The sequence below is a fragment of the Rhodococcus sp. 27YEA15 genome (assembly GCF_049739425.1).
Taxonomy (GTDB): Bacteria; Actinomycetota; Actinomycetes; order Mycobacteriales; family Mycobacteriaceae; genus Rhodococcus_F.
Window position 1 is genome coordinate 4714674 of the sequence record NZ_JBMHHW010000001.1, and the last position, 23702, is coordinate 4738375.

A 23702-nucleotide genomic window follows, 5' to 3' on the forward strand; every position below is an offset into this window, starting at 1 on the left:
AAGGATGTGATCATGCCTTCGATCGAATCGAAGATCGTCGACGTAGCTCGTAACGCGACGTTCTCTCATCCACTGACCCGACGTTCCTTCTTCGCCGCTATGGGCGCAGCAGGTATCACGCTCGGCGCGGTGGCCTGCGGTGCCGGCGGCGGTTCCACCAGTTCTGCATCAGGTGGCGGCGCCGGCGCGGGCAAGGTCCAGGAAAAGACCCTCTGCCAGGTGACCACGCTGTCCAACGACTACTTCGTGGCGTTCTCGGACGGTGGAAAGCAAGCGATGGATGCACTCGGAGTCGGCATCTCCTCCGTCGAGGATCAGGGCAACGTCAACACCGCTCTCGGACAGGTCGGCAACGTCAAGGCCTCCGGCGGAAAATCCATGTTCGGCACACCTGCCACCGAGGCACAGGCTGCGGCGGTCACCAAGGCATGCCAGGCAGCGGGCATTCTGTACGCCAGCTCGTACACCGCACCGGCCTGGTACACCCCGGCCGACGCCGACAAGTGGGTCCGTTTCATCACCCCGCCCTCCACCAAGATCGCCATCGCCACCGCGAAGGCACTTTTCGACAAGGTCGGCGGCTCCGGAACCATCATTCATGTTCCGGGACAGAAGGGTTCGTCTGCAGACGATCAGCGCACCGCCGGCCTGAACAAGGCACTCGAGGGCTACCCGAACATCAAGATCGTCACGGCATCGCCGGGTAACTGGACGTCCGAGGACTCCCGCAAGGCGTTCACGAACATCCTTCCCTCGGTACCGGATTTCGTGGGTGTGTTCGCCCAGAACGACAGCCAGGCAGCGGGTGTCATCGCAGCACTGGACGCAGCGAAGATCACCGGCAAGATCGTGGTCGGTTTCGACGGCAACAAGCAGAACGTCGAGTACATCGCGCAGGGCAAGCAATACCTGACCAGCTCGACGGTCGGCGGTCTGACGGCAGGCATTCTCGGCGTCACCATCTTCGACCAGCTCAACGGCATCGATCTCTCTCTCCCCGAACGGTTCTTGTCCCAGGGCGCCCTGCTGGTGACCCCGGATATCGCCGACGACGTCCTCGCAACCGTCTACGCGTCGACGCTGCCGTTCGACTGGGCGAAGATGAGCAAGGCACTGCACCCGGACGACTGGGATCCGCAAACCGTGCTCAACCCGATCGACCCCAGCGAGTACTACACCGGCGTCCCGCAGGATCAGTACAAGCTCAACAGCGCTTGGGGCTCGGCCGACATCGCCGGCGTCCGCGCCGAGTACGCGAGCGCGTTCACCTCCGGACCGCTGTTGCAGTACAAAGACCAACTCGTGGCCTGACAGTGAGCGGAACAACAGCAATGACCGAAACAGCAACAATCAGCCTGCGCGGTGTCTCGAAGAGTTACGGGCCGGTCCACGCATTGCAGAACGTCTCCCTCGACGTCAGTCGCGGTGAGGTACTCGGGCTGATCGGCGAAAACGGTGCCGGAAAGTCGACATTGATCGGGGTTCTGACCGGCACCGTTCGGCCCGATTCCGGCCAGCTGCACGTCAACGGCGAAGCAGTCGAACTCGGCCATTCCCGGACGCTACGCGACCTCGGCATCTCGGTCGTCGTGCAGGAACAGGCCCTCGTCGACGCGCTACGCGTGTACGAGAACATCTATCTCGGATGTGAGGGCGAGATCGGTGGAATCGGGCCTGGTCGGCGACGTAAGTTGCGCAATGCTGCGCAGAAGCTGCTCGACGAGCTCGGCATCGACGGACTGCGGGCAGATGCCGTCGTCGCCGAATTGACATACCCACAACGGCAATTGGTCGAGATCGCGCGGGCATTCTCGAGGATCACCGAAGAGTCGGCGGCTCCGGTGATCCTGCTGGACGAGCCGACCAGTGCACTCACGGAGACGGAGGTGGAGATCCTCTTCGCACTCATCGAGGGATGGCGCGACCGGGTCTGCTTCATCTTCGTCTCCCACATCCTGCAGGACGTGCTCCGGATCAGTACCCGCTTGCTGGTGCTGCGAGACGGGCGCTCCATCGAAACCCTGCCTGCCGAAGGTGTCACCGCAGAACGCCTGCACGAGTTGATGGTCGGCAGCGAACGTAGCGCCGACTACTACCGTGAAGGCGATCAGACCGGTGCCACCTCGGATGTTGCGTTGGTCGAACTGCGCGGCGCATCGTGTGCGGGCGAGTTCGAAGGCGTCGACCTGGTGATCCGGCCGGGCGAGGTCGTCGGCCTGGCCGGTGTCATCGGCTCGGGCAAGGCCTCGGTCGCGGCAGCTGTTGCCGGCGCGGAAACACTGTCGGAAGGCTCCATTCACGTTGCCGGACAAGACCGTACACATTGGTCTGTTCCTGCGGCCGTCACCAGCGGAGTGCTCTACATCCCGCCGGAGCGCGCCCAGGACTCCCTGTTCCGCAGCGCGTCCATCCGCAACAACATCTCCATCGGATTCCTCGACCTGCTACGGCACCGCTGGACGCGGTTACTCGCACTGCACACCGAACGCGAGCGCACCGCGACGCTCGCCCGTGCCCTGCAGGTCAAGGCCCCGTCGCTGTCCACACCGATCGGTGAACTCAGTGGCGGAAACCAACAGAAGGCAATCTTCGCGCGCTGGCAGGGCCGCGAATGCAAGGTACTCGTCCTCAGCGATCCGACTCGCGGTATCGACGTCGGTACCCGTGAGGAGATCTACACCCTGGTCCGCTCGATGGCGGCTTCCGGCGTCGGGGTGCTGCTGTGTGCCGAATCCCTCGAAGAGGTGATCGGCATGTCGGACCGCATCGTGGTCATGAAGGACGGGGCGATCAGCGCAGAGCTGGCCGCTCCCGCAGACAACAAGCCCGCCGAACTCGACGTGATCAAGCACATGATGTGAGGAATGCAGTGACCCAGACACTCTCGAAGCAATCGCCGACCGGCGATGCCACGTCGCACTCGGGCGCACGCGCGCTGCTCGGTCGACTCGATCAGCACCGCAACATCGTCGTCCCGACGGTTGCCGTACTCGTACTCGTCATCTATTTCCAGTGGCGCACCGACAGTTTCATCTCGTCCTCCTCTGCCCACAATATTCTCAACCAGATGGCGTTCCTCACCGTTCTGGCGCTGGCCGGCACGTTTGTCATCCTGATCGGCGGTATCGATCTCTCGGTCGCTGCCACGGCCACTCTCGCGGGCATCCTGATCGCGACCTGGATCGACAAGTTCGGTGGGCCACTGGCCATCGTCCTGGTAATCGGCGCGGGTGCTCTGGTGGGCCTGGTCAACGGCTTGATCACGACGATGCTGAAAGTACCGTCGTTCCTGGTGACCTTGGGTATGATGTCCGTACTCGACGGAATTTCCAATACCGTCTCCAAAGGTGGCCCGGTCTCGTACAATTCGAACCTGTTGCAAAGTTTGGTCAACGAGTCGATGATCCCCAACGTACCCAACGGTGCGCTGATCGCGTTCCTCCTGACCATCGGCGCCACCGTACTCGCATTCGGCACCTCGTTCGGTCGCCACATGTACGCGGTGGGCGGCAACGAACGCGCTGCGGCCCTCGTCGGTGTACGGGTGCAACGCACCAAGCTGGCCGTGTTCGCGGTCGCCGGCGCTGTCGCCGCGATCGCCGGAATCATCTTCACCGGGCAGGCCAGCACCGGCGTCCCGATGGGCGCCGGACCCAGCCTGCTCAACTCGATCGCGGCAGTGGTGGTCGGTGGTACCGCACTCTCCGGTGGCGTCGGCGGACCACACCGCACCATCCTCGGCGCACTGGTGATCGTATTGCTCAGCGCCGGTATGGATCTGACCTCGGTCGATCCGTACACACAACTTGTCATCAAGGGCATCGTCGTCATCGCCGCAGTGGCCCTGACCATCGACCGTCGCCGGTACGGAGTCATCAAGTGAACGCAGCAGACGGAGTCGAGAAATGAGCACTACCGCACGCACCGGCAGGATCGCCGGCAAGGTCGCCTTCATCACGGGCGCCGCCCGCGGACAGGGCCGAGCTCACGCGATCCGCCTGGCAGAAGAAGGCGCGGACGTCATCGCCTTCGACCTCTGCGCCGACATCGAGGGCGTACCGTACGAGTTGGCCGACGCCGACGAGCTGGCCGAGACCGTCCGGCTGGTCGAGTCCGCCGGTGGGCGTATCCACGCCGAGGTGGCGGACGTCCGCAACTTCGACTCCGTCGCCGGAGTACTGGCCCGCGGTGTAGCGAAGTTCGGCCGAGTCGACATCGTCTGCGCGAACGTCGGAATCAACATTCCGGCACCCACGCACGAGCTCACCGAAGACCAGTGGGGCACCGTCATCGACGTCGATCTCAGTGGAGTCTGGCGTACCGCCAAGGCTGCGATTCCCTACCTGATCGATCAGGGCACCGGCGGCGCGATCATCCTCACCAGTTCCGCTGCCGGGCTCAAGGGGTACGGCAATATCGCGCACTACACGGCGGCCAAGCACGGTGTGAACGGCCTGATGAAGACCCTCGCCCAGGAACTCGCACCGCATCGCGTCCGGGTCAACACCGTCAACCCCACCCAGGTCGACACCCCGATGATCATGAACGACGCCATGTACCAACTGTTCTGCCCCGGTCTCGACAATCCCACCCGTGAGGATTTCGCACCACTCTCGCAGGCGATGAACGCATTACCCGTTCCGTGGGTCGAGTCCGTCGACGTCAGCAACGCGGTGTTGTTCCTGGCATCGGACGAGGCCAGATACATCACCGGGGTTGCGCTTCCCGTCGACGCCGGCGTACTGGTCAAGTAATACCTTCACTGCTTCACATACATACCGAATTCAGCACAACAGGAGGATGGTCATGACAGGAAGATTCGAAGGCAAGGTTGCTTTCATCACCGGTGCAGCGCGTGGACAGGGCCGCAATCACGCCCTGCGTCTGGCACAGGAGGGCGCGCACATCATCGCCCTCGACTCCGTCAAGGACAACGACACCGTCCCGTACGCGCTGGCAACCGAGGACGACCTGCAGGAGACCGTCCGCCTCGTCGAGGAAGCCGGCGGACAGATCGTGTTCTCCCACGCCGACGTCCGTAACTTCGATTCGGTGAAGTTGGCTCTCGAAGCCGGCATCGACCGCTTCGGGCATGTCGACATCGTGATCGCCAACGCCGGTATCCTCTCCTTCGGCGACACCCACGAACTCGACGAGGAGAAGTGGGGGGAGATGATCGACGTCAACCTCAGCGGTGTCTGGCGCACCGTCAAGGCCGCCATCCCCCACCTGATCGAGCAGGGCACGGGCGGCGCTATCGTCCTCACCGCGTCGGTCGCCGGGCTACGCGCGTACACGGGTGTCGGACACTATGTTTCGGCCAAGCACGGCGTCGTCGGCCTGATGAAGACCCTCGCCCAGGAACTCGCCCCGCACCGCATCCGCGTCAACACCGTCAACCCCACCCAGGTCGACACCCCGATGGTGCAGAACCAGGCGATGTACAACCAGTTCGTGCCCGGTAAGGAAAACCCGGTCAAGAGCGATTTCGCCGCAGCATCGAACAGCATGATTCTCTACCCCATCGACTGGGTCGAGAACGACGACGTCACCAACGCCGTCAAGTTCCTCGCCTCGGACGAGGCCCGCTACATCACCGGTGTCGCTCTGCCTGTCGACGGCGGCACGCTGGTCATGTAATTACCGAGTACCGACACCGAAAGGTGCAGGTGTTCACGTGAAGTCGTCGAGAAGGGCGGTTGGCTGCAGGGTTTGCGAGAACCCGTGGCCAACCGCCCTTTCTCGTTTCGGCACCCCATCCACCGCTACCGGAGAACGTCACCATGACCATCGCCCCCCTCACCCGACCTGCCAGTCAATGCCTGGACGAGCACGTCTGCCTCAACGCCCGCCGGCAGTTGGCCAGTGGCCGCCGCCGCACGTACGGCGACGAGCTGCTCGACTTCGCGATCAAGTGGCGGCATTGGAGCGGCCCCAGCGCCGAGGACATCTTCGTCACCTTCGGCCTGCCACGGCACGGGTACTACAACCGCCTGCGTCAGGTGGTCGACGGGCCCGCTGCGGCCGGACTGTGCGGAGCCATGAAGGCAAATCTGCTCCGCCACCGCTAGGTTCACCCACCAGACCTTCCTCGCTACGCATCACGACCCGGCGACTCGAACTCACTGTGCTGCTGCTCGAACTGGGTATCTCGCTACGGGAGATGGCGCGACGCGTCGACGTCTCGCCAGCTTCATCTCCCAGGTCGAGCTCGGCCGTACCCGCCCGTCGGTCGGCACCCTCTATTCGATCGCGTCCGAATTGGGGTTGTCGCTGAACGATCTGATGCCGCAGAACGCCGAACTGCCCACACCCGCCGCACCCACGCCCGCCCGGACCGTGGACCCGACCCCGGTCGATCGCCAGGATCCCCCGGGGTCGCCGGTGCAGCGCGCAGTCGGTAGACCCGAGTTGCAGATCGGCGGGGCCACCTGGGGCAGGTTGACGAAGGGGCATGACTTCGCGAACGACTTCCTGCACGTCACCTATGCACCGGGCGGTCAGTCCTGCCCCGAGGACAACCTGATCCACCACCCCGGCCACGAGTACGGATACATTCTCAGCGGCCAATTGATGGTGCAGTCGGTTTCGCCACCTACGAGCTGGGGCCGGGTGACTCGATCAACTTCGAATCCGTCACCCCGCACCGCCTCTCCAATCCGTACGACACCGCCTCCGACTCGGTGTGGTTGGTGGTCGGACGCGGCGGAACGCCCGTGCTCTAGCAGCTCCGCAGCAGGTCATGGGCGTCGGGAACAAATCTCGGAGCAGGTCCGTTGAACCCCCTGTCGGCGTCCGAGCAAGCCCCGGGCCCCACCCCATTTGTCGCTACGAGCGACCACCCGCCGAGAGGCGCCTGCGGGGCGTCGACACCCGAATGCCGCTCAGCCAGCCTGAGCGGCATTCGGTTTCCGACACGCCGAACCTTCAGGTGGCGAGCACGTCGAGGCAGTGTGCAAACCCGAGCCGGCGCGCAGCGTCCACCGCCACCTGGTAGGCCGTCCGGGCGAAATCGGCCTTGCTCTGCACGTCAGTCCTTCCCAGCGCATTTGCGTCGTTCCTCCCGATCGTGGACGGCGGTCGTTACGCAAGCAGTCGTGGTGCGGTTGGAGGGCTCGCCGCGACCCTTGTCGGTACCGACCGGTCGAGCGGATCGCCGTGCAGGTCTCCCGCCCACACAACGATCTGACCGAACGTCAACAGGGTGGCATCTGAACTGCTGGAGCTCTGAGATCCGATGTCGAGAGGCTGATCGGTCGCGCTGACGGGATCGAGATTCGAGGTGAGCTGGTCACCGGTGAAGGCTTGCTCGGCACCTTCGAACTGTGCAACGGCCATGTTCACTCCCGGGCAGGTCCGCCTCGTCGGATGTGGAGATCGGGCCCGCAGTGCAGACGCGCAGGCAAACTCTTCGCGAACACATCCTGCGCCACTGGCTCAGCACACACGGCACTGTGGTGAATTTCAGGGTGAATTACCGATTCCGACGCACAGAGTTCCGCTGGTTCAGTGAGAACCGGCAGTGGACGGTTCCGGCATTGCCGGAGCAACGCCGACGATCAGGGTGACACGCATGGACGAGGTGGCACCGACACCGTTCCCGGCACTGACCGTGAACTGGTAAGCGCCTGCTGCGGTGGGCGTTCCGGACAGCACTCCCGCGCCGGAGAGCTCCAACCCGTCAGGGAGGTCGTCGGCGGTGGTGACGGTGGGCTTGGGATATCCGGTCACGGTGAAGCGGTACGAATACGGGCTGCCCTGGCGGGCTGGCAACGGTATTCCCGAGATGCTCTGCGCGGTCCTCGAGTCCACAGCCAACGAATAGTGGTAATTGGCGGCAACAGCGGCGTAGCCGCTACCGCCCGGAATCTTGTCGAGCTGCCCGAATCGGTTGTCACCCCATCCCCTGATCTCACCAGCGGCGGTCAACGCCAGCGCATGGTTACCACCCGCAGCGATTGCTGTGAAACCACCACCTGCGGGAACGTCGAGCTGCCCCGAGTGGTTGTCACCCCATGCCCTGATCTCACCGGCCGCAGTCAACGCCAGCGAGTAGTAGTCACCAGCGGATATTGCCGTGAAGCTGCCTCCTGCCGGAGCCTCGAGCTGCCCCGAGTGGTTGTCACCCCATGCCCTGATCTCACCGGTGGCGGTCAACGCCACCGAATGCCAACCACCGGCTGCGATGGCCGCATACCCGCCACCGGACGGAATGCCCTCGAGCTGTCCGGATCTGTTGTCCCCCCATCCCCTGATCTCACCGGTGGCGGTCAACGCGAGCGAATGGTTGGCACCCGCAGCCACCGCAACGTAGCCGTGACCAGCAGGTATGTTGTCGAGCTGCCCCCAACTGTTGTCCCCCCACGCCCTGATCTCGCCGGTGGCGGTCAACGCCAGCGAATGGTTGGCACCCGCAGCCACGGCAACATGCCCTTGGCCGGTGGGAGTGTCGTCGAGTTGGCCGATGTTGTTGACACCCCACGCTTCGATCTCGCCGGAGACCGTCAGCGCCAGGGAGTGGACAGTGCCGACCGAGACAGCGGTGAAACTGCCCGCATCGGGAACACCGTCGAGTTGCCCGGCACGATTGACTCCCCACGGGGTGATGGTTCCGGGAAATGCGACCGGAACGCCGACCGGCGCGGCAACGGCAACCGTCCCCGAGAAGAGTGCGATCGCGGTAGCGGTGAGAACGGCAACGACACCTCGAAGGCGGAGGAATCGGTACGGTCGGCGCCGACGCGCGATCGTTGTCATGACGGGTGTGCCTTTCCGACAGAGTCCGCATCGGTGCGGAGCGGTCACCGATGAGCAACCACTCAGCACAAGATAGCTGTCAAAAAGAGACAAATCGCCTAACTAGCCTGGACGTTTCCGGCCATTTGATCATCAAGGCCGTAAAAGCCCTCCAAAATCTTCCGAACCGACATCGAGTCGATCAAGCCCACGGGCCCCCGACAAGCGCATAGTTACCTAGAGGCAACTAGCGCTGCCGGGGTGCGGAAACTGCCGAGCCACTGTTCGGCGGATCGTCGGTGACCCGAGCGCTCCCCGGCTCCACCACTATCGACCCACGGCGTCGGCGGCCTTCCTGCGCGTCGAATAATTCTCGCGATCGAAACGACGGAGTTGCGCTCGGAATTTCCAGGTGAAGGTCGGCCACTGCAACGAATTTCGCCCTTTCGAGTCGAGGTACCAACTCGAACAACCACCTTCGTTCCAGACAGTGTGCTGTAGCTCTTTCTGAATCTCACGGTTGTAGCGCTCCTGCACCGGTTCACGCACGTCCAGGACGTTCAGCCCTTCCCGGCGCATCGTTCCGAGAGCATCGTTGATGTACTCCGCCTGCGATTCCAGCATGTAGACGATAGAACTGTGCCCGAGGTTCGTGTTGGGCCCGTACATGAGGAACAGATTGGGGAATCCACTGACCGTCGTCCCCTTGTATGCGGCGGGGCTGCCGTTCCAGTGCGCCGCCAAAGTCTCACCGCTGCCCCCGATGATCAGGTGTGCAACAGGCGGTTCGGCGGGGGTGAACCCGGTGGCGAAGATGATGGTGTCCACCGAATGCTCGGTTCCGTTCCCGTCGACGACGCCGGTGGGTGTGATCGAAACCAGGCCGCTGTCGACCAGACCGACATCGGGGCGGTCCAGGGTACGCAGCCAGTCATTGGACAGCAGTACCCTTTTGCAACCAATGGTGAAATCCGGCGTCAACTGCATCCGCAGAGCATGATCCTTCACCTGACGTCGCAGATGCAGCTTTGCGACAGCCTCGAACGCCGGGAGCATCCGAGGTACCCGCGTCATCGCCGCACCCAGGATCTCTCGGGATCCATAGGTCAACGCGCGCATCGCTTTCTGCGTCGCCGGAACTCGTGCATACAATCGTTGCCGCCTGGCCGCAAGGTCGTGTCCGATCCGCGGGAGGACCCATGCAGGGGTTCGCTGAAATACCGTCACCCGCGATGCGGTGTCGACTATTTCCGGTACGAACTGCACCGCCGACGCGCCGGTGCCGACCACCGCAACGTTTTCCCCGGCAAGTGAATGCTCGTGATTCCACGTCGCCGAGTGAAACATATTCCCGGAGAACGACTCCACACCGGGGAAGTCCGGAATTCGCGGAGTGGACAGTGCGCCGGTGGCCGCCACCAGCACCGCGGCGGTCAGGGCGCCGGCTGTGGTCTCGATCTGCCACAGTGCACGTTGGTCGTCCCAACGCGCCGAACTGAGTTCACAGTCGAAGACCACTTTCCGATCGACACCGCTCCGCGCAGCGACACTCTTGAGGTAGGCGTAGATCTCCGGTTGGCGCGCGTAGGTATGGCTCCAGTTCGCACTCGGCGCGAACGAATACGAATACAGCGCCGTCGGTACATCGCACGCACAGCCCGGATAGGTGTTCTCGCGCCATGTGCCACCGACGTCGGACGCACGCTCGATCAGTACGAGATCGGCAGTGGGATCGTCACTCATCATCCTCGCGGCCAATCCTATTCCCGCGAACCCGGCACCGACGATCAGCGTTTCGACATGTACGGGAAGTTTCACTTCTTCTCCACTCTTGACTGCCAGGCCGGAAGAAGCCGCGCCCTGAGCGCGTCGTCGGCCTCGGGTGTGCGAAACAGGGCTGACACGGCAAGCCCTCGAACCAGTTCAACGGTGAGTTCGATCGACTCCGCGTCGAATCGATCGCCGTACACCTGCGCAGCACCGAACTCGAGCGCTTCACTTACCTTGCGCTCGAGCGGAAGTACCGCAGCATGCAGCGACGGATCAGTCCGCGCCGCTACCCACAATTCGAGGGCGGCATGGAACAGCGGTCCGGAGAACGCCTCGGCAAGCACTTCCAAACCTCGACCGGAGTCCACCTCGGTAGCCAGAATCTCGGCCAACCGTTTTTCCACCAGGTGTTCCACGGCCGCCACCACCAGAGACTCCTTGGTGGGGAAATGGTGCAGTTGCGTTCCCCGCGCAACACCGGCCCGCCGCGCAATTTCCTGCGTGCTCGTGCGCGCATATCCCAGCTCGACGAGGGAGTCGACGGCAGCGTCGAGCAGACGCAGCCGCATCGCGGCGGTTCGTTGCGCTTGCGTACGAGCAACTTTCGGTTCCCGAGTGGCCTTGATCACACCTGACTGTAAACCGAAATCGAGAAACAGTCCAGTCTGACTTCAAATCCAGCAGAGCCGCGTCGGGAAAGAAACCTACCGGTTCGAAATCCTGATAACGTCGTCGCTATTCGAGAGAGGCCTACGCACATGCCGTCAATACCTGATTTCGGTCGCCGTCGGATCGGCCTCGTCGAAGACCACGAATCGGTGGCCATCGGGCTGTCCGTCATGTTGAAGGACGAGCCGGATCTGGAACTGACATGTGTGGCAACCACCGTCACAGAACTACTCGCTCGCGGGATGCACCTTGACCTAGCGATCCTCGATCTTCGGCTGGCCGACGGGTCATCACCCAAGAGCAATGTCGAACAACTGCGTGCCGCCGGTCTCGAAACACTGATCTTCACCGGCGCCGAGAACACGTCGATGCTGCGCTCGGCCGCGCGGGCGGGAGTGCTCGGCGTCGTACGTAAATCCGAGCCTGCGGCCGTCGTGATCGACGCCGTGCGCACTGCCGCCACCGGCAAGCAGGTGGTGACCACCGAATGGGCCGCGGCCATCGACGGCGATCCTGGCCTTGACGACGTCGGCTTGAGCCCGCGCCAGCTCGAAGTCCTCGCGCTGTACGCGTCCGGGGAGAAGGCCGACAGAGTTGCACGACTGACGGGGCTGTCGCCACAGACGGTCAACGACTATCTCCAACGCATCCGACAGAAGTACGCCGCGGCCGGAAGGCCGGCGCCCACCAAAACCGATCTCTACAAACGCGCTGTCGAGGACGGCGTCCTCCCTGTACCGCAACGCACCTGGGGACAGGTGCCAATCCATGAGCCTGGCTAACCATGCCCCTTGTCTCACGGGCAGAAGAATTGGCGTCTACGTCGAGTTCCCTCCCAGACCTACATTGATGTTCGGCCCAGACACCAGGCCGACAATTCGCATTTGACACCCACGTCGTGTCTGCCGAAAGAAAGGGACGAATTCATGACCGTGACAGCCGACGGGCCGATAGGCGAACCGCTTGCGAAGCCGAACCTGTCCGCTCGAGAGATAGAAGTGCTGCGACAATGGCTACTCACCGACTCCAAGTCGAGTGCCGCCGAGAAGCTGTACATCAGCCCGGGAACCGTCAATACCCATCTCGCACGTATTCGCGAGAAGTACACGCACGCTGGGAGGACGGCCTCGACCAAATGCGAACTGCTCGTACGCGCGTTCCAGGACCACATCGTGACGATCGACGAGTTCTGAGCACACGAGACGTTCCGGCCTCGAGTGCGCTCTGCAACCGTGTCGCGTGACCGCACGAGGGTGACCCTCGACCACGGTGTGGACCCGACGGCTTCGTCGGACAACCTGCTGCGACTCTTCGCTCGGTTCATCTGCGTCGGTTACCTGTGCTATCTGATTCTGTTGGCGCCCACCGTCAGAGCAGCCGCCGCGTTGTGCGCAGCATGGTGGACACCGTTCGCCGTCGGCACCGTTCTGGCCGCAGCCCTGGCCCTGGGAGTGGCATCCTTCCTCCGGGACGTAGCCTGGGTGACGCGAGCTGCTGCACTGAACGCGATGGCGTTCATACTGGTCAACGCCTTGTGGTGGGCAGCATGGGACGGCACGAGCGCCAATGAGGTCAAGCTCTGGATCACCACTTTCCCCGGCCTGTCCAGCCTCGCGGCCGCCGCGGCGTGGACACCCACGATCACCGCGTTGCACCTGGTAGTCGCGGTCAGCCTCTCCCAATTCGCCAGTCATGCGGCCCGTACCGAACCGACGACGCACATGCTCTTCGCCGACATCTCCTTCTCCCTGATGTTCTGTTCGGTGTTCGTGGCAGCTGCGGTCATGGCCATGCGAACCGGTCGGGTACTCGATTCCACCATCGCCAGTACCTACGCTTCGACGTCGAGTGCTGCCGCTGCAGAAGCGACGGCGGTCGAACGCGAACGGTTCGGCGCCCTCGTGCACGACACCGTCATGTCGACCCTGCTTGCGGCTTCACGAAACGAGCGCGATCCGTCAGTGATAGAGCAGGCACAGCGAACCGTGTCGTATCTCGACGATCTACGGTCAGGAACACACCGAAGGAGGCGGGTAGACATCCACGATGCGCTCGCGCAGTTGCGTTCCGTTGCAGCTGAAGTGGACGAGTCCATCATTTTCATCACCGATATCCGCACAGTGACCGATACCGACGCCTACCCTTCCGATTCGATTCATGCCCTCTCCGGCGCCCTGGCGGAAGCACTGCGCAACAGCGTCAGACATGCCGGCCCTCATGCCGTCCGACGAGTCGGCGCCACCGTGTTCGCGGGTTACGTCGAGATAATCGTCAGCGACGACGGTGTGGGTTTCGACCCGAGTGCGGTCAGCACTCATCGACTCGGCATAACCGTGAGCATTCACGCTCGTATGCAGAAGACCGACGGAGGCTCGGCACGCGTGCGGTCCACTCCGGGGCAGGGCACCGTCGTCGAATTGGTTCTTGCGACCACCCCGAGCGAAACGGATCCGGCATGTCCGTGATCGATCGAAACGAACGAGACATCCGCGATCTTCTGGGTATGCACAGCCCGGCCGCCCGTGTCATGGCCCTGTGTTTCGCGCTGACGTGTGCGGCCTCCGCCGCCTCCACGTCTTCCGACGTCCACACGGTATGGCCGTCCACTCTCGCCGTTCTCATCTGCTCGGCGGCGGCATTCACCCTCATCTCGAGCAAGGGCGACCCACTGCCGCTGTGGCAGAGCATCGCGCTGTCGTCGACCGGCGCCGCAACCAGCGCTGCCGTGCTGTCCGTCCTTCCGACACCGATCGACGATCCCACCCGACTGTGGCCGTGGCCCATCGGCATGTCGACCGTAGTCTTGACGTTCATGTGTGTGCGAGGCCGCACCGCGTTCGCCTGGCTCGGACTCACAGCCATGGTGGTGACCGTAACAATCTGGCTAGTCGTCACGAAACAAAATGCCACACAAGCATTCTCCCTGACGTCGCTGAGCATCGGCCCCGTTCTGATGGCAACGATGTTCGCCTACACCATTCGGCCACGATCGAAAATCATCTACCGCCTTCGTGAGCAGTCCACTCGAAGAATCGCGGCGGAAGCTGCCGCATCAGCGGCACTCGCCGAAAGAGACGAGCAGCTGAACCGCCTCGATCTTCTGGCCAGGCCGCTCCTCGAGCGAGTCGCATCCGGAATCCCACTGACCGAACACGAACGCACAGCGTGTGCACTTCTAGAAGCCGAACTGCGAGACTCGCTCCGCGCACCGGGCCTTCGACGGCCGAATCTGATCGCGGCCGTCCAGGCCGCCCGTGAACGAGGCGTCGAAGTGGTCTTGCTCGACGATCACGGCCTGGACGACGCCGATGTCGCCGTGCGTTCCCGCCTGGATCAGGCAGTGATCCGCGAACTCGCCGGCCTCGACACGGGCAAGGTCACGGTCCGAATTCTTCCGCCCAGACGAGACATCGCGGCGACAGTACTCGTCAGCGCCGACGAGGTGCGGCGCATCGAATTCGACCGTGTCGGCAACCAGGTGAATCCAGATGCCGTACTACCGGATTCGATCGCCCGCTCGGAGTAGATTGCTCGGCACCCGATGCCCGACAACGTCCTCGGCGACACCTGCTGCCCTGATCGACGCCTCCAGATCCACGCCGGTCTCGATGCCCATGTCGGTGAGCATGTAGACCAGTTCCTCGGTGGCGATGTTCCCACTCGCTCCGGGTGCGAACGGACACCCACCCAATCCGCCGGTGGATGCGTCGAGGTTGCGAACTCCGTGCTGCACGGCAGCCAAGGCACAGGCCAAGCCACTCCCCCGGGTGTTGTGGAAGTGCGCGCCGAGTTCGAACTCACCGACGCGCTCGCTCAGCGCGCCGATCAACCGGGCGACCCGGCCCGGCGTCGCGGTCCCGATGGTGTCCGCGATTGCGAACTGGTCAACTCCGAAGTCCTTGGCACGCTCCGCTATCGCGAGCACACGCTCCGGATCGGTCGGCCCGTCGAACGGGCAGTCCCAGGACGTGGCAACGATGACTTCGACCCGTCCGCCCGCGCCGTGCACGATGTTGGTCACCTCGCCGATCCGGTCGGTGGCCTGCGCCGTGGTCGACCGGACGTTCGCCTGACTGTGCCCGTCCGACGCGGACACCACGTACTCGACGGTCTTCAGTCCGGCCGCGACGGCGCGCTCCGCGCCACGAACTCCGGCGACCAGGGCCGAGAACTCCACACCCGGCCATCTGTGCAGCTCGGCCGCAACCAGTTCCGCATCGGCCAGGGACGGAACGGCGCGTGGTGAGACGAAGGACGTGACCTCGATTCGTGGCACCCCGGTCTGCACCAGCGCATCGATCAGACGCAGCTTCTGCTCCAACGAGACCGGGTCTTCGATCTGTAACCCGTCACGCGGGCCGACTTCCCGGATACTGACGCGAGTTCCGTCCATGTCAGATCACACCCTTCTCGTGCAACGCATTACGGTCCTGTTCCGAGAGCCCGAGCAAACCACCCCATACCGAGTCGTTGTCGGCTCCGGGAGTCGGCGCTCCGGCGTTACGCACCGATCCCGGGGTGTCGCTGAACGTCGGCACCACGCCGAGACCGAGAACGTCCGCGTCGATACGAAGATCGTGGTGTGGCACCAGCATGCCGCGCTCGATCAGCTGTGGATCCTTGATGACGTCCTCGACGGTGTTGATGGGGCCGGCGACGATGCCGGCGTCCGTGAGGCGGTCCACGAGGGTTGACGGATCCTGTGTCACAACCCAATTGCCGATCAGTTCGTCGAGCTCGTCTTGATTCTTCCCGCGGGCGACGTGGTCGGCGAATCGTGGGTCGCCGGCGAGTTCTGGTTGCCCCATGACGGCGCACAGCCGCGTGAACAACGTGTCCTGGTTAGCCGCGATGACTACCCAGCTACCGTCGGAGCGGCGATAGATATTGGACGGCGCGATGCCGTCGAGACGGGTACCGGACGGCTGCCGGATCACGCCGCCCCGGTCGTAGTCGGGAATAGTGGATTCCTGTACGGCAAGGCAGGATTCGGTGAGCGCGACATCCACCACCTGTCCGCGTCCGGTGCGCTCACGAGCGAGCAGAGCAGCCAGGACGCCTTGGACGGCGAACATACCGCCGAGGGAATCCCCCAGCGACAGTGCGATACGCGGGGGCGCTTGGCCGGGGTATCCGTTCAAATGCCGAAATCCGCTGACAGCCTCCGCGACCGACGCATAACCTGCGCTCGCAGCCTTGGGGCCGGTCTGCCCGTAGCCGGACACGCGAGCCAGCACCAGCTTGGGATTTCGCGCGGACAGGACATCGAATCCGAGTCCCCACTTCTCCAGAGTGCCCGGCCGAAAATTCTCCACGACGACGTCGGCGTGCTCGACCAGGTCGAGAAAGAGTTCACGGCCCGCCGGTACCCGGAGGTCGAGCGTGATGCAACGCTTGTTGCGGGCGTGCACGGTCCAGAAGAAACGGTGGCCGTCCTGCTCTGCCTGCCCCCAGGTCCGCAGCGGATCGGGTCGATCAGGCGACTCGATCTTGATCACGTCAGCACCCAGGTCACCGAGAAGTTTCCCCGCGAACGGGCCCGCGATCAGGGAACCGAGTTCGATCACTCGATATCCGTCCAGCGGCCCGGTGGGCGCCACATCCGACACAACTGCCTCCTTGGGAAAATCACCTGCCCGGAGATTACGTCACAGATATGAGTCGGTTCCGACTCGAGGTTCGGCCCGATGTCGCGCGGCCGTTGACCTGCACCACATCACCATTTATTGTTTGTCATACAAACAATAAATGATCAGGTTGGTGACCGTGACAGATATGACAGAGTTCGCCCGCACCATCTTCGACTCGCAATCGTTCAGCACCTTCGTGGGCGCCAGGCTCGAACACGTCGGACCCGACAGCGCCGAGATATCGGTGGACATACGCAGCGAACTGCAGCAACAGCACGGCTTCGCCCACGGCGGCGTGATCAGTTACCTGGCCGACAACAGTTTGACCTTCGCCGGCGGATTGGCGCTCGGCGGTGATGCGTTGACCGCCGAGTTCAAGATCAACTACCTCAGGCCCGGCCGCGGCACGAAACTACTCGCCCGGGCGCACACCGTGTCCACCGGTTCCCGGCAGGCGGTATGTCAGAGCCTGATCTATTCGATCGACGACACCGGAATAGAAACGCTGTGTGCCGTCGCACAGGGCACGATCGTCACCACCGCCGGCCGACGTGGGGAATCGGCCTGAGAATGTCCACACCCTTGCCGAGAAATCTTGCTTCGCCGCTCCGTTCGGGCATCCGAATCGAGCCGTCGGGTCACGAAGTCCAATGCCATCGGACCGGCAACGAATGTTGCGGCCGATTCCGCCAACGATCAACCGGTCCGACGGTCGACGACGACGGGGTCGATCTCGTCACCAGTGTGCTCGTTCACCAGCACGACGCTCTCGTCCCGCTCCCCGAGTTGTCGATTGCCCCACACGTAGAGTGCGCCGAGCACCGGGCGCAAGTCCCGACCGCGCTGCGTGGGAAGGTACTCGTGTCTCGGCGATCTCCACGACCGACGCACCCTGGTCACGGCCGTGGCAGGCGTGAATTCGATCTACTTCACCTATCCGGTCGCGGCCGGCGCGGTCTCCGCGGCAGCGAACTTCGCTTCGGTGATCAGAGAAGCCGACACCGCACCGCACCTGGTGGTCATGTCCATGTGAGCAGCCGCACCCGACAGTGCGTCCGGCCTGGGTCGGGCGCAGTGTAGCGCTGAAGAGGTATTCGAATGGGCGGGCCTCAACCCCGTCGTCTTGCCAGTGTCCGCACTGTTCTTCGAGAACATCCTTACCCTCCACGGCCAAACCATCCGACGGAACAGCAAGCTTTCCAACAGCTTCGGAACCGGCTCGGCCACGTGGATCAGCGGACGAGAGGCCCCCGATCTCGGTGTGGCCGCTCTGCTGCACTCGGCAGTGTTACACCCAGAACCTCATCTCCAATCCGCCCGCAGCCCAGATGCTCTCGCACAGTGAGATAGCCGAAATCTTGAGCCGGGTCACCGGCCGTGACATCAAGTACCAGTCCGTCAGTGCTGGACAGTGGCGAGCCGAGCTCGAATCGGCGGCAGGCGAGCGGACCTGTCGACGATCAACAAGGGTATGGATCCGCATATTTCGGTGGTCGATGCACAATTCGCGCCGCTGGGAGCTTCGCCTTCGATTTCGCCGAACCCGAATGCCCTCGCCCGGACACTCGGGCGCGAGCCCACGACATTCGAGGAGTTCGCCACCGAGAACGCGTCGGAATTCGCCCAGTGCTGACCGCCCACCCGAGCCGCCCGGCTCAACCTGACCACCAAGATGGCCGTATACCCGATCGTCGCTTCCGGTAGCCCTACGCAGTGAAGCCGCAGACGCGGACCCTTCCCGCTCATTTATCCGAATACTCGGAAATGGACCAAACCTGATGACTCCCCGCGCCGAATGCCTGCCATGGAAACCCTCGCGTTGATCGGATTCGTCGGTGGCGTCATCACCGGAATATCCCCGTGCATTCTCCCGGTGTTGCCGGTGATCTTCTTCTCCGGCGGCGCACAAGGCGCTCGAAACGGTGACGATCCCGAGCCCGGCGCAGTGAAGACCGCAGTGCCTCGGGCCGTGCGATTGCGCCCGTATCTGGTCATCGCCGGCTTGGTACTGAGTTTCGCCACCTTCACTCTCCTCGGCTCGCTGCTGCTCTCGGCGCTGGGACTCCCCCAGGACTTCCTCCGGTGGGCCGGACTCGTCGTACTGATCCTCATCGGGCTCGGATTGATCTTTCCGCAGTTCGAGCATCTGCTGGAAAAGCCGTTCTCCTGGATACCGCAGCGCCAGGTAGACACCCAGAGAAGCGGATTCGTACTCGGCATTGCACTCGGCGCCGTGTACGTACCGTGTGCCGGACCGGTGTTGGCCGCTATTGCGGTAGCGGGTTCGACCGGCAGGATCGGTACCGACACGATCGTGTTGACCGTCGCGTTCTCGCTCGGCGCGGCACTGCCGCTGCTTGCGTTCGCACTGGCAGGCCGGCGTGTCGCCGAGCGGGTCAAGGCTTTCCGCGAACACCAGCGTGGGGTACGCATGGCGGGCGGGTTCCTGATGATCGCTCTGGCTGTCGGCCTGGTCTTCGATCTGCCCGCCATGCTGCAACGCGCGATCCCCGATTACACCACTGCACTGCAGGATTCGGTGGCCGATTCCTCCCAGGTTGCCGAGAAGCTGAACCTGGGCGGAATCATCACCGACCAGAACCGACTCCTCGACGAATGCTCGAACGGCGCAAGCGAACTCGAAAGTTGCGGGATGGCACCGGACATCACCGGAATCACCGCGTGGCTCAACACCCCGGACGGGCAAGCCGTCTCGCTCGAGGCCGAGCGCGGCAAGGTGGTCCTCATCGACTTCTGGGCGTACTCCTGCATCAACTGCCAGCGTTCCGTCCCGCACGTGCGCGACTGGTACGAGAACTACAAGAACGACGGCTTCGAGGTCATCGGTATCCACTCCCCCGAATACGCCTTCGAGAAGGAACGGCGCAATGTCGAAGCCGGTGCGGCCGGCCTGGGAATCACGTATCCGGTGGCACTGGACAACAATCTCTCCACCTGGACCAACTACCGCAACCGCTACTGGCCCGCCCACTACCTGATCGATGCCGAAGGCACTGTCCGCCACATCAAATTCGGTGAGGGCGACTACGACGTCACCGAGAGGCTGATCCGTCAACTCCTCGAGGAAGCGAACCCGACGATCGATCTTCCCTCCGCAACGGAGAAGACCGATCAGACCCCGGACATCGGCAGTACCACCCCCGAGACCTATCTGAGTGTCGGCAAACAGATCAACTACGGCGGCGGAACGAAATACCCTGCCGGCAAAGGTGATTTCACCTACCCGAGCAACCAGCCTGCAGATTCCTTCGCGCTACGCGGAAAATGGAATCTCGACTACCAGGGAGCGACAGCGGTGGGTGACGAGTCCAGTATCCGGCTCGACTACCATGCCCGCGAGGTCTACCTCGTGGTTGGTGGCACCGGAACGATCACCGTGACGGAGGACGGGGTGAGCAAGACCGTCGACATCAGTGGCGCTCCCACTCTCTATCTCATCCACACCTCCGACACCAACGCACCGGGCACCCTCGAAGTCCAGATACCGAACGGACTACAGGCGTTTTCCTTCACCTACGGATAGTCGACACCGAAGGCTCGGATGCGCGAGTCCATCCATTTCGCCACCGAATTATCGTACGCCGGGACGGCACGACACCGAAGTGACCGACTGGCATCGGTTCCATCCGATGCCCGGACGGACGTCCCGGATATAGTGACAACCGCGGCTGTCGTCCCGCATCGGTATCGCAGCCACCGGAGCCCAGTGGATGCGAGCACAGATCCGACCTCGGCCAGGAAGTGCACCTTAGGTCAGAACGGCGCTTGATCCGTCGGAGACTGACCTGGCTGGGTCGAGGCGGTCATACCGAATACCAACACGTCGAGGAAGTCGTCAGAAATCTGTTCCGGCGAACGTTCGCCATCTACAGTGAGCCACAGGTAACTGTAATTGAACATCCCGAGAATGCCTTTGACGGTAAGTGGCGGCAGACCGTGAAACTGGCCGTCACGCACTCCTTGGTCGAGTGCATGACGCCAGTGGGCTTCATAACGTTCCCGCGCAGCCACCACTTTGTCTCGGCGCTCGCCGGTGAGTGCGTGGAATTCCCGGAAGAATACCGTCCACTCCGCACGATGCTCGGCGATGTTTCGCAACAGGGCAGCACCCAAACCCCGCAACCGCCCCTCCGGACCACTGACGCTCAAGGCCAGGCCGTCTGCCACCTCGTTCATCTGCGCCAGCTGCCGACTACTGATCTCGTAGAGAATGGTCTCTTTGTTCCCGATGTAGTGGTAGAGAGTGCCTCGGCCGTATCCGACGGCCTCACACAATTCGGTGATCCCGGTACCGTGATATCCGGATTCTGCGAACAGCTCGGCCGCAGTCCGGAGAATCTGATCTCGGTTGAGATCGAACTTCTTGCTCATCGGGCGAGATCTCCTCACATTGACACGCACGTCCGCCATGCAACAGTGAACCTACCTGCCTGCACGTAGAACCAGAGCTTGGCCTTGCCCGCCGCCGCCGCAGAGTGCCGCCGCGCCGATCCCACCGCCACGTCGTCCGAGTTCGAGAGCAAGATGCAACGCGATCCGGGCGCCGGATACCCCGATCGGGTGGCCGACGGCCAGCGCGCCGCCGTTGACGTTGACTCTGTCCGCGTCGACCCCGAGCGATCTCGTGGAAACGATTCCGATCGCAGCGAACGCTTCGTTCACTTCCAAAAGGTCCAGTGCAGCGGGATCTAGACCGATGAGTCCGCATGCCTTCTTCACGGCATTTGAAGGTTGCTCGTGCAGCCCAGAGTCAGGACCAGCAACGACTGCTCGCGAGAGAATCTCGGCGAGCCATGGCAACCCCAGCCTCTCGGCTACGGACTTGCGCATCACCACCGCTGCGCAGGCGCCGTCGGAAATCGGAGAGGCGTTGCCTGCAGTGATGGTACCGTTCGGGTCGAATACCGGAAGCAGCGCCGACAACCCTTCACCTGTGGTGTCCGGCCGTACTCCCTCATCCCGGCTCACCTCCACCACCGTCGAACCGGTACCGAGAACGGACACCGGAACGATCTCGGATGCGAACAGTCCCGCCGTGAAAGCTCGGTTCGCTCGGATGTGCGACTGGGCCGCAAACTCGTCTTGCTCCGCACGCCCTACGCCGTATCGAGCATTCCGGGAATCGGTGAGCGCACCCATCGACTGGCCGGTGAACGCGTCCTGCAGTCCGTCGAAAGACAGGTGATCGAGGAGTCTGGTGTTGCCGTACTTGGTTCCTCGTCGGCTTCCCTGCAAAAGATGCGGTGCGTTGCTCATCGATTCCTGACCACCGGCCACCACGATATCGGCGTCACCACTGAAGATCATCTGATGTGCCAGTGTTATTGCGTCGATCCCCGACAGGCACATCCGGTTGATCGCCAGAGCCGGAACGGACATCGGGATACCTGCGGTCGTGGCAGCGACGCGGACAGGAAGCTGACCGCTGCCTGCGGTCAACACTTGACCCATGACGACATGGTCAACCTGTTGCCCTGAAATTCCCGCCGCCGCCAACGCACCTTTGATCGCCATCGCGCCGAGGTCCTGAGCAGCAAGACCCGACAGTGAACCGAGAAACTTGCCGAACGGCGTTCGAGCGCCACCGACGATCACTGTCGAGTCCGAGGTCGTCATGGTTCTGTCTCCTTCGTTGTCAGGCTGGTTTTGGTGTTTGAAATCTCAATGAGCGAACCGATTTACATGTCGTGAACGTCGAATGCATCGTCGAACGTGTAGCCATCGAGCAATTGCGCTGCCGTCACCATGTACTGGATCGTCGGGGTGCCCTCCTCCAGCCAGTTCAAACGCGCATCTCGATACAAACGCTCCACCGGATGCGCTCGCGTGTAACCGATTCCGCCGTGAATCAACAGCGCACGATCGGTAACCCGCCCTACCGCTTCGAGACCGAACAACTTGCACATGGCCGCTTCAGCAGGGATCCGTCGACCCGAATCCCACTTCTGTGCGGCGTCCGCGAGCAATCCGCGAAGTGCATAGATGTCGGTTGCCATCTCTGCGAGGTAGCGCTGGATCGCCTGACGGGAACCGATCGGCTTCCCGAACGTCACTCGAGACTTCGAGTGTTCGATCGACAACTGCAGTGCACGTTCGGACGTGCCAAGCGAACTGGCCGCGATGAAGACTCGGCTGATCTCGAGTGCGCGCTCGAGATGCTGCCCGCCTTCACCCTCCGAGCCGATCAGTGCCGATGCCGGAACCCGCACGGATGACAACGTAATTCGGCCGTGCTCTCCGCCCTTGCAACCCATTGTCTCCGGCAGCGCTTCGATCGACAGACCTGAGGTTCCCCGGTCGACCACGAATGCGGATACCTCGGAGTCTGCCGTCTTCGCGAAGACGATGAAATGGGAGGCTATGTCGGAGTTCGTGATCAACCACTTCTCGCCGGTGATCACGTAGTCGTCACCCTCGCGGACCGCCACCGATCCGAGATCGGCACCGGTACCATGGCCGGGTTCGGTCAATGCGAAAGCCACGGAATGCACGCCGCCGACACAGTCCGGCAGTACCGCCAACTTCTGCTCGTCGCTTCCGATCTCTGACAGTGCATGCGCGAACGAATTATGGACGTGCACCATCACTCTGATTCCACCTTGAACCTTGGCGAACTCGGCGATGATCGGAAGGTACTGGCCTATGGACAGCCCGCTTCCGCCGTACTCTCGTGGCACGAGCAAACCCAAGGCACCGATTCGAGCGAGTATCGGGACGACGACGTCGTTGGGAATCTGCTCTTCGTCTTCGATCCGTCGTTCGAGCGGGTCCAGTTCGGACCAGATCGCATCGAAGATCTGCTCGCGTAACGCCTTGTACTCCTCATCGGGAAGTCCCACGGACTGATGCGCGGTCACGGTGACACTCATGATGTCG

24 protein-coding genes are annotated in these 23702 nt (G+C 62.9%); 14 read left to right on the forward strand and 10 right to left on the reverse strand.

Annotated elements, in window-relative coordinates:
* The first annotated feature begins 12 nt into the window (after nucleotides 1-12).
* The 6 genes from ABH922_RS22105 to ABH922_RS22130 all read left to right on the forward strand — a co-directional run bounded on the left by ABH922_RS22105 (nucleotide 13) and on the right by ABH922_RS22130 (nucleotide 6071).
* Nucleotides 13-1311, forward strand: coding sequence for a sugar ABC transporter substrate-binding protein (locus tag ABH922_RS22105; protein ID WP_424808955.1), 1299 nt, complete (start codon nucleotides 13-15; stop codon nucleotides 1309-1311).
* Nucleotides 1312-1331: 20 nt separating this feature from the next.
* Complete coding sequence (locus ABH922_RS22110; protein ID WP_424808956.1) at nucleotides 1332-2861, forward strand: sugar ABC transporter ATP-binding protein; 1530 nt, start codon at nucleotides 1332-1334, stop codon at nucleotides 2859-2861.
* 8 nt (nucleotides 2862-2869) lie between these two features.
* Entirely contained in the window at nucleotides 2870-3883 is a 1014-nt protein-coding gene (locus tag ABH922_RS22115) for an ABC transporter permease (protein WP_424808957.1), read from the forward strand.
* Between the two features lie 22 nt (nucleotides 3884-3905).
* Complete coding sequence (locus ABH922_RS22120) at nucleotides 3906-4754, forward strand: mycofactocin-coupled SDR family oxidoreductase (RefSeq protein ID WP_424808958.1); 849 nt, start codon at nucleotides 3906-3908, stop codon at nucleotides 4752-4754.
* A 52-nt stretch (nucleotides 4755-4806) separates the two neighbouring features.
* Nucleotides 4807-5640: a mycofactocin-coupled SDR family oxidoreductase gene (locus tag ABH922_RS22125; protein WP_424808959.1), complete on the forward strand. Its 834-nt coding sequence runs from the start codon at nucleotides 4807-4809 to the stop codon at nucleotides 5638-5640.
* A gap of 143 nt (nucleotides 5641-5783) precedes the next feature.
* Nucleotides 5784-6071 (forward strand): hypothetical protein, encoded by a 288-nt coding sequence (locus ABH922_RS22130; RefSeq protein WP_424808960.1) that lies wholly within the window; start codon nucleotides 5784-5786, stop codon nucleotides 6069-6071.
* A 1012-nt stretch (nucleotides 6072-7083) separates the two neighbouring features.
* Here ABH922_RS22130 and ABH922_RS22135 read toward each other — a convergent pair.
* The 4 genes from ABH922_RS22135 to ABH922_RS22150 all read right to left on the reverse strand — a co-directional run bounded on the left by ABH922_RS22135 (nucleotide 7084) and on the right by ABH922_RS22150 (nucleotide 11075).
* A complete protein-coding gene (locus ABH922_RS22135) occupies nucleotides 7084-7338 on the reverse strand; it encodes a hypothetical protein (protein WP_424808961.1) in 255 nt (84 codons plus the stop codon).
* A 168-nt stretch (nucleotides 7339-7506) separates the two neighbouring features.
* Nucleotides 7507-8757, reverse strand: coding sequence for a putative Ig domain-containing protein (locus tag ABH922_RS22140; protein ID WP_424808962.1), 1251 nt, complete (start codon nucleotides 8755-8757; stop codon nucleotides 7507-7509).
* A 306-nt stretch (nucleotides 8758-9063) separates the two neighbouring features.
* A complete protein-coding gene (locus ABH922_RS22145) occupies nucleotides 9064-10554 on the reverse strand; it encodes a flavin-containing monooxygenase (protein ID WP_424808963.1) in 1491 nt (496 codons plus the stop codon).
* The gene (locus ABH922_RS22150) at nucleotides 10551-11075 is read right to left on the reverse strand and encodes a TetR/AcrR family transcriptional regulator (RefSeq protein ID WP_424809758.1); all 525 of its coding nucleotides are present in this window, start codon (nucleotides 11073-11075) and stop codon (nucleotides 10551-10553) included. The genes ABH922_RS22145 and ABH922_RS22150 overlap by 4 nt, the downstream gene beginning before the upstream one ends.
* Nucleotides 11076-11264: 189 nt before the next feature.
* Between ABH922_RS22150 and ABH922_RS22155 the strand changes: the two genes are divergently transcribed.
* The 4 genes from ABH922_RS22155 to ABH922_RS22170 all read left to right on the forward strand — a co-directional run bounded on the left by ABH922_RS22155 (nucleotide 11265) and on the right by ABH922_RS22170 (nucleotide 14701).
* Nucleotides 11265-11957, forward strand: coding sequence for a response regulator transcription factor (locus ABH922_RS22155; RefSeq protein WP_424808964.1), 693 nt, complete (start codon nucleotides 11265-11267; stop codon nucleotides 11955-11957).
* Nucleotides 11958-12101: 144 nt separating this feature from the next.
* On the forward strand, nucleotides 12102-12368 hold the full coding sequence (locus tag ABH922_RS22160) for a response regulator transcription factor (protein WP_424808965.1): 267 nt from the start codon (nucleotides 12102-12104) through the stop codon (nucleotides 12366-12368).
* A gap of 39 nt (nucleotides 12369-12407) precedes the next feature.
* Nucleotides 12408-13640: a sensor histidine kinase gene (locus ABH922_RS22165; RefSeq protein WP_424808966.1), complete on the forward strand. Its 1233-nt coding sequence runs from the start codon at nucleotides 12408-12410 to the stop codon at nucleotides 13638-13640.
* Nucleotides 13631-14701, forward strand: coding sequence for a hypothetical protein (locus ABH922_RS22170; protein ID WP_424808967.1), 1071 nt, complete (start codon nucleotides 13631-13633; stop codon nucleotides 14699-14701). The genes ABH922_RS22165 and ABH922_RS22170 overlap by 10 nt, the downstream gene beginning before the upstream one ends.
* Here ABH922_RS22170 and ABH922_RS22175 read toward each other — a convergent pair.
* Nucleotides 14672-15568, reverse strand: coding sequence for a hydroxymethylglutaryl-CoA lyase (locus tag ABH922_RS22175; protein ID WP_424808968.1), 897 nt, complete (start codon nucleotides 15566-15568; stop codon nucleotides 14672-14674). The two genes, ABH922_RS22170 and ABH922_RS22175, sit on opposite strands and share 30 nt — an antisense overlap.
* Before the next feature lies 1 nt (nucleotide 15569).
* Nucleotides 15570-16784, reverse strand: a complete 1215-nt coding sequence (locus ABH922_RS22180) for a CaiB/BaiF CoA transferase family protein (protein ID WP_424808969.1) — start codon at nucleotides 16782-16784, stop codon at nucleotides 15570-15572.
* 166 nt (nucleotides 16785-16950) lie between these two features.
* Here ABH922_RS22180 and ABH922_RS22185 point away from each other — a divergent pair, with 166 nt between their 5' ends.
* Nucleotides 16951-17373 (forward strand): PaaI family thioesterase, encoded by a 423-nt coding sequence (locus tag ABH922_RS22185; protein ID WP_424809759.1) that lies wholly within the window; start codon nucleotides 16951-16953, stop codon nucleotides 17371-17373.
* A gap of 128 nt (nucleotides 17374-17501) precedes the next feature.
* On the opposite strand, the gene ABH922_RS22190 is transcribed toward ABH922_RS22185, so the two are convergent.
* Complete coding sequence (locus ABH922_RS22190) at nucleotides 17502-17705, reverse strand: winged helix-turn-helix transcriptional regulator (protein WP_424808970.1); 204 nt, start codon at nucleotides 17703-17705, stop codon at nucleotides 17502-17504.
* Nucleotides 17706-17709: 4 nt separating this feature from the next.
* Here ABH922_RS22190 and ABH922_RS22195 point away from each other — a divergent pair, with 4 nt between their 5' ends.
* The 3 genes from ABH922_RS22195 (at nucleotide 17710) to ABH922_RS22205 (ending at nucleotide 20349) form a co-directional block, all read left to right on the forward strand.
* A complete protein-coding gene (locus ABH922_RS22195; protein ID WP_424808971.1) occupies nucleotides 17710-17838 on the forward strand; it encodes a hypothetical protein in 129 nt (42 codons plus the stop codon).
* 378 nt (nucleotides 17839-18216) lie between these two features.
* Nucleotides 18217-18438, forward strand: coding sequence for a hypothetical protein (locus ABH922_RS22200; RefSeq protein WP_424808972.1), 222 nt, complete (start codon nucleotides 18217-18219; stop codon nucleotides 18436-18438).
* A 171-nt stretch (nucleotides 18439-18609) separates the two neighbouring features.
* A complete protein-coding gene (locus ABH922_RS22205) occupies nucleotides 18610-20349 on the forward strand; it encodes a cytochrome c biogenesis protein CcdA (RefSeq protein ID WP_424809760.1) in 1740 nt (579 codons plus the stop codon).
* A gap of 230 nt (nucleotides 20350-20579) precedes the next feature.
* Here the strand turns inward: ABH922_RS22205 and ABH922_RS22210 are convergent, their stop codons facing one another.
* From ABH922_RS22210 to ABH922_RS22220, 3 genes are all read right to left on the reverse strand, one after another.
* The gene (locus ABH922_RS22210) at nucleotides 20580-21197 is read right to left on the reverse strand and encodes a TetR/AcrR family transcriptional regulator (protein WP_424808973.1); all 618 of its coding nucleotides are present in this window, start codon (nucleotides 21195-21197) and stop codon (nucleotides 20580-20582) included.
* A 51-nt stretch (nucleotides 21198-21248) separates the two neighbouring features.
* Nucleotides 21249-22442 carry an acetyl-CoA C-acyltransferase gene (locus ABH922_RS22215; protein ID WP_424808974.1) on the reverse strand — a complete coding sequence of 398 codons (1194 nt, stop codon included), beginning with the start codon at nucleotides 22440-22442 and terminating at the stop codon, nucleotides 21249-21251.
* Nucleotides 22443-22504: 62 nt separating this feature from the next.
* The gene (locus ABH922_RS22220; protein ID WP_424808975.1) at nucleotides 22505-23695 is read right to left on the reverse strand and encodes an acyl-CoA dehydrogenase family protein; all 1191 of its coding nucleotides are present in this window, start codon (nucleotides 23693-23695) and stop codon (nucleotides 22505-22507) included.
* Nucleotides 23696-23702: the final 7 nt, after the last annotated feature.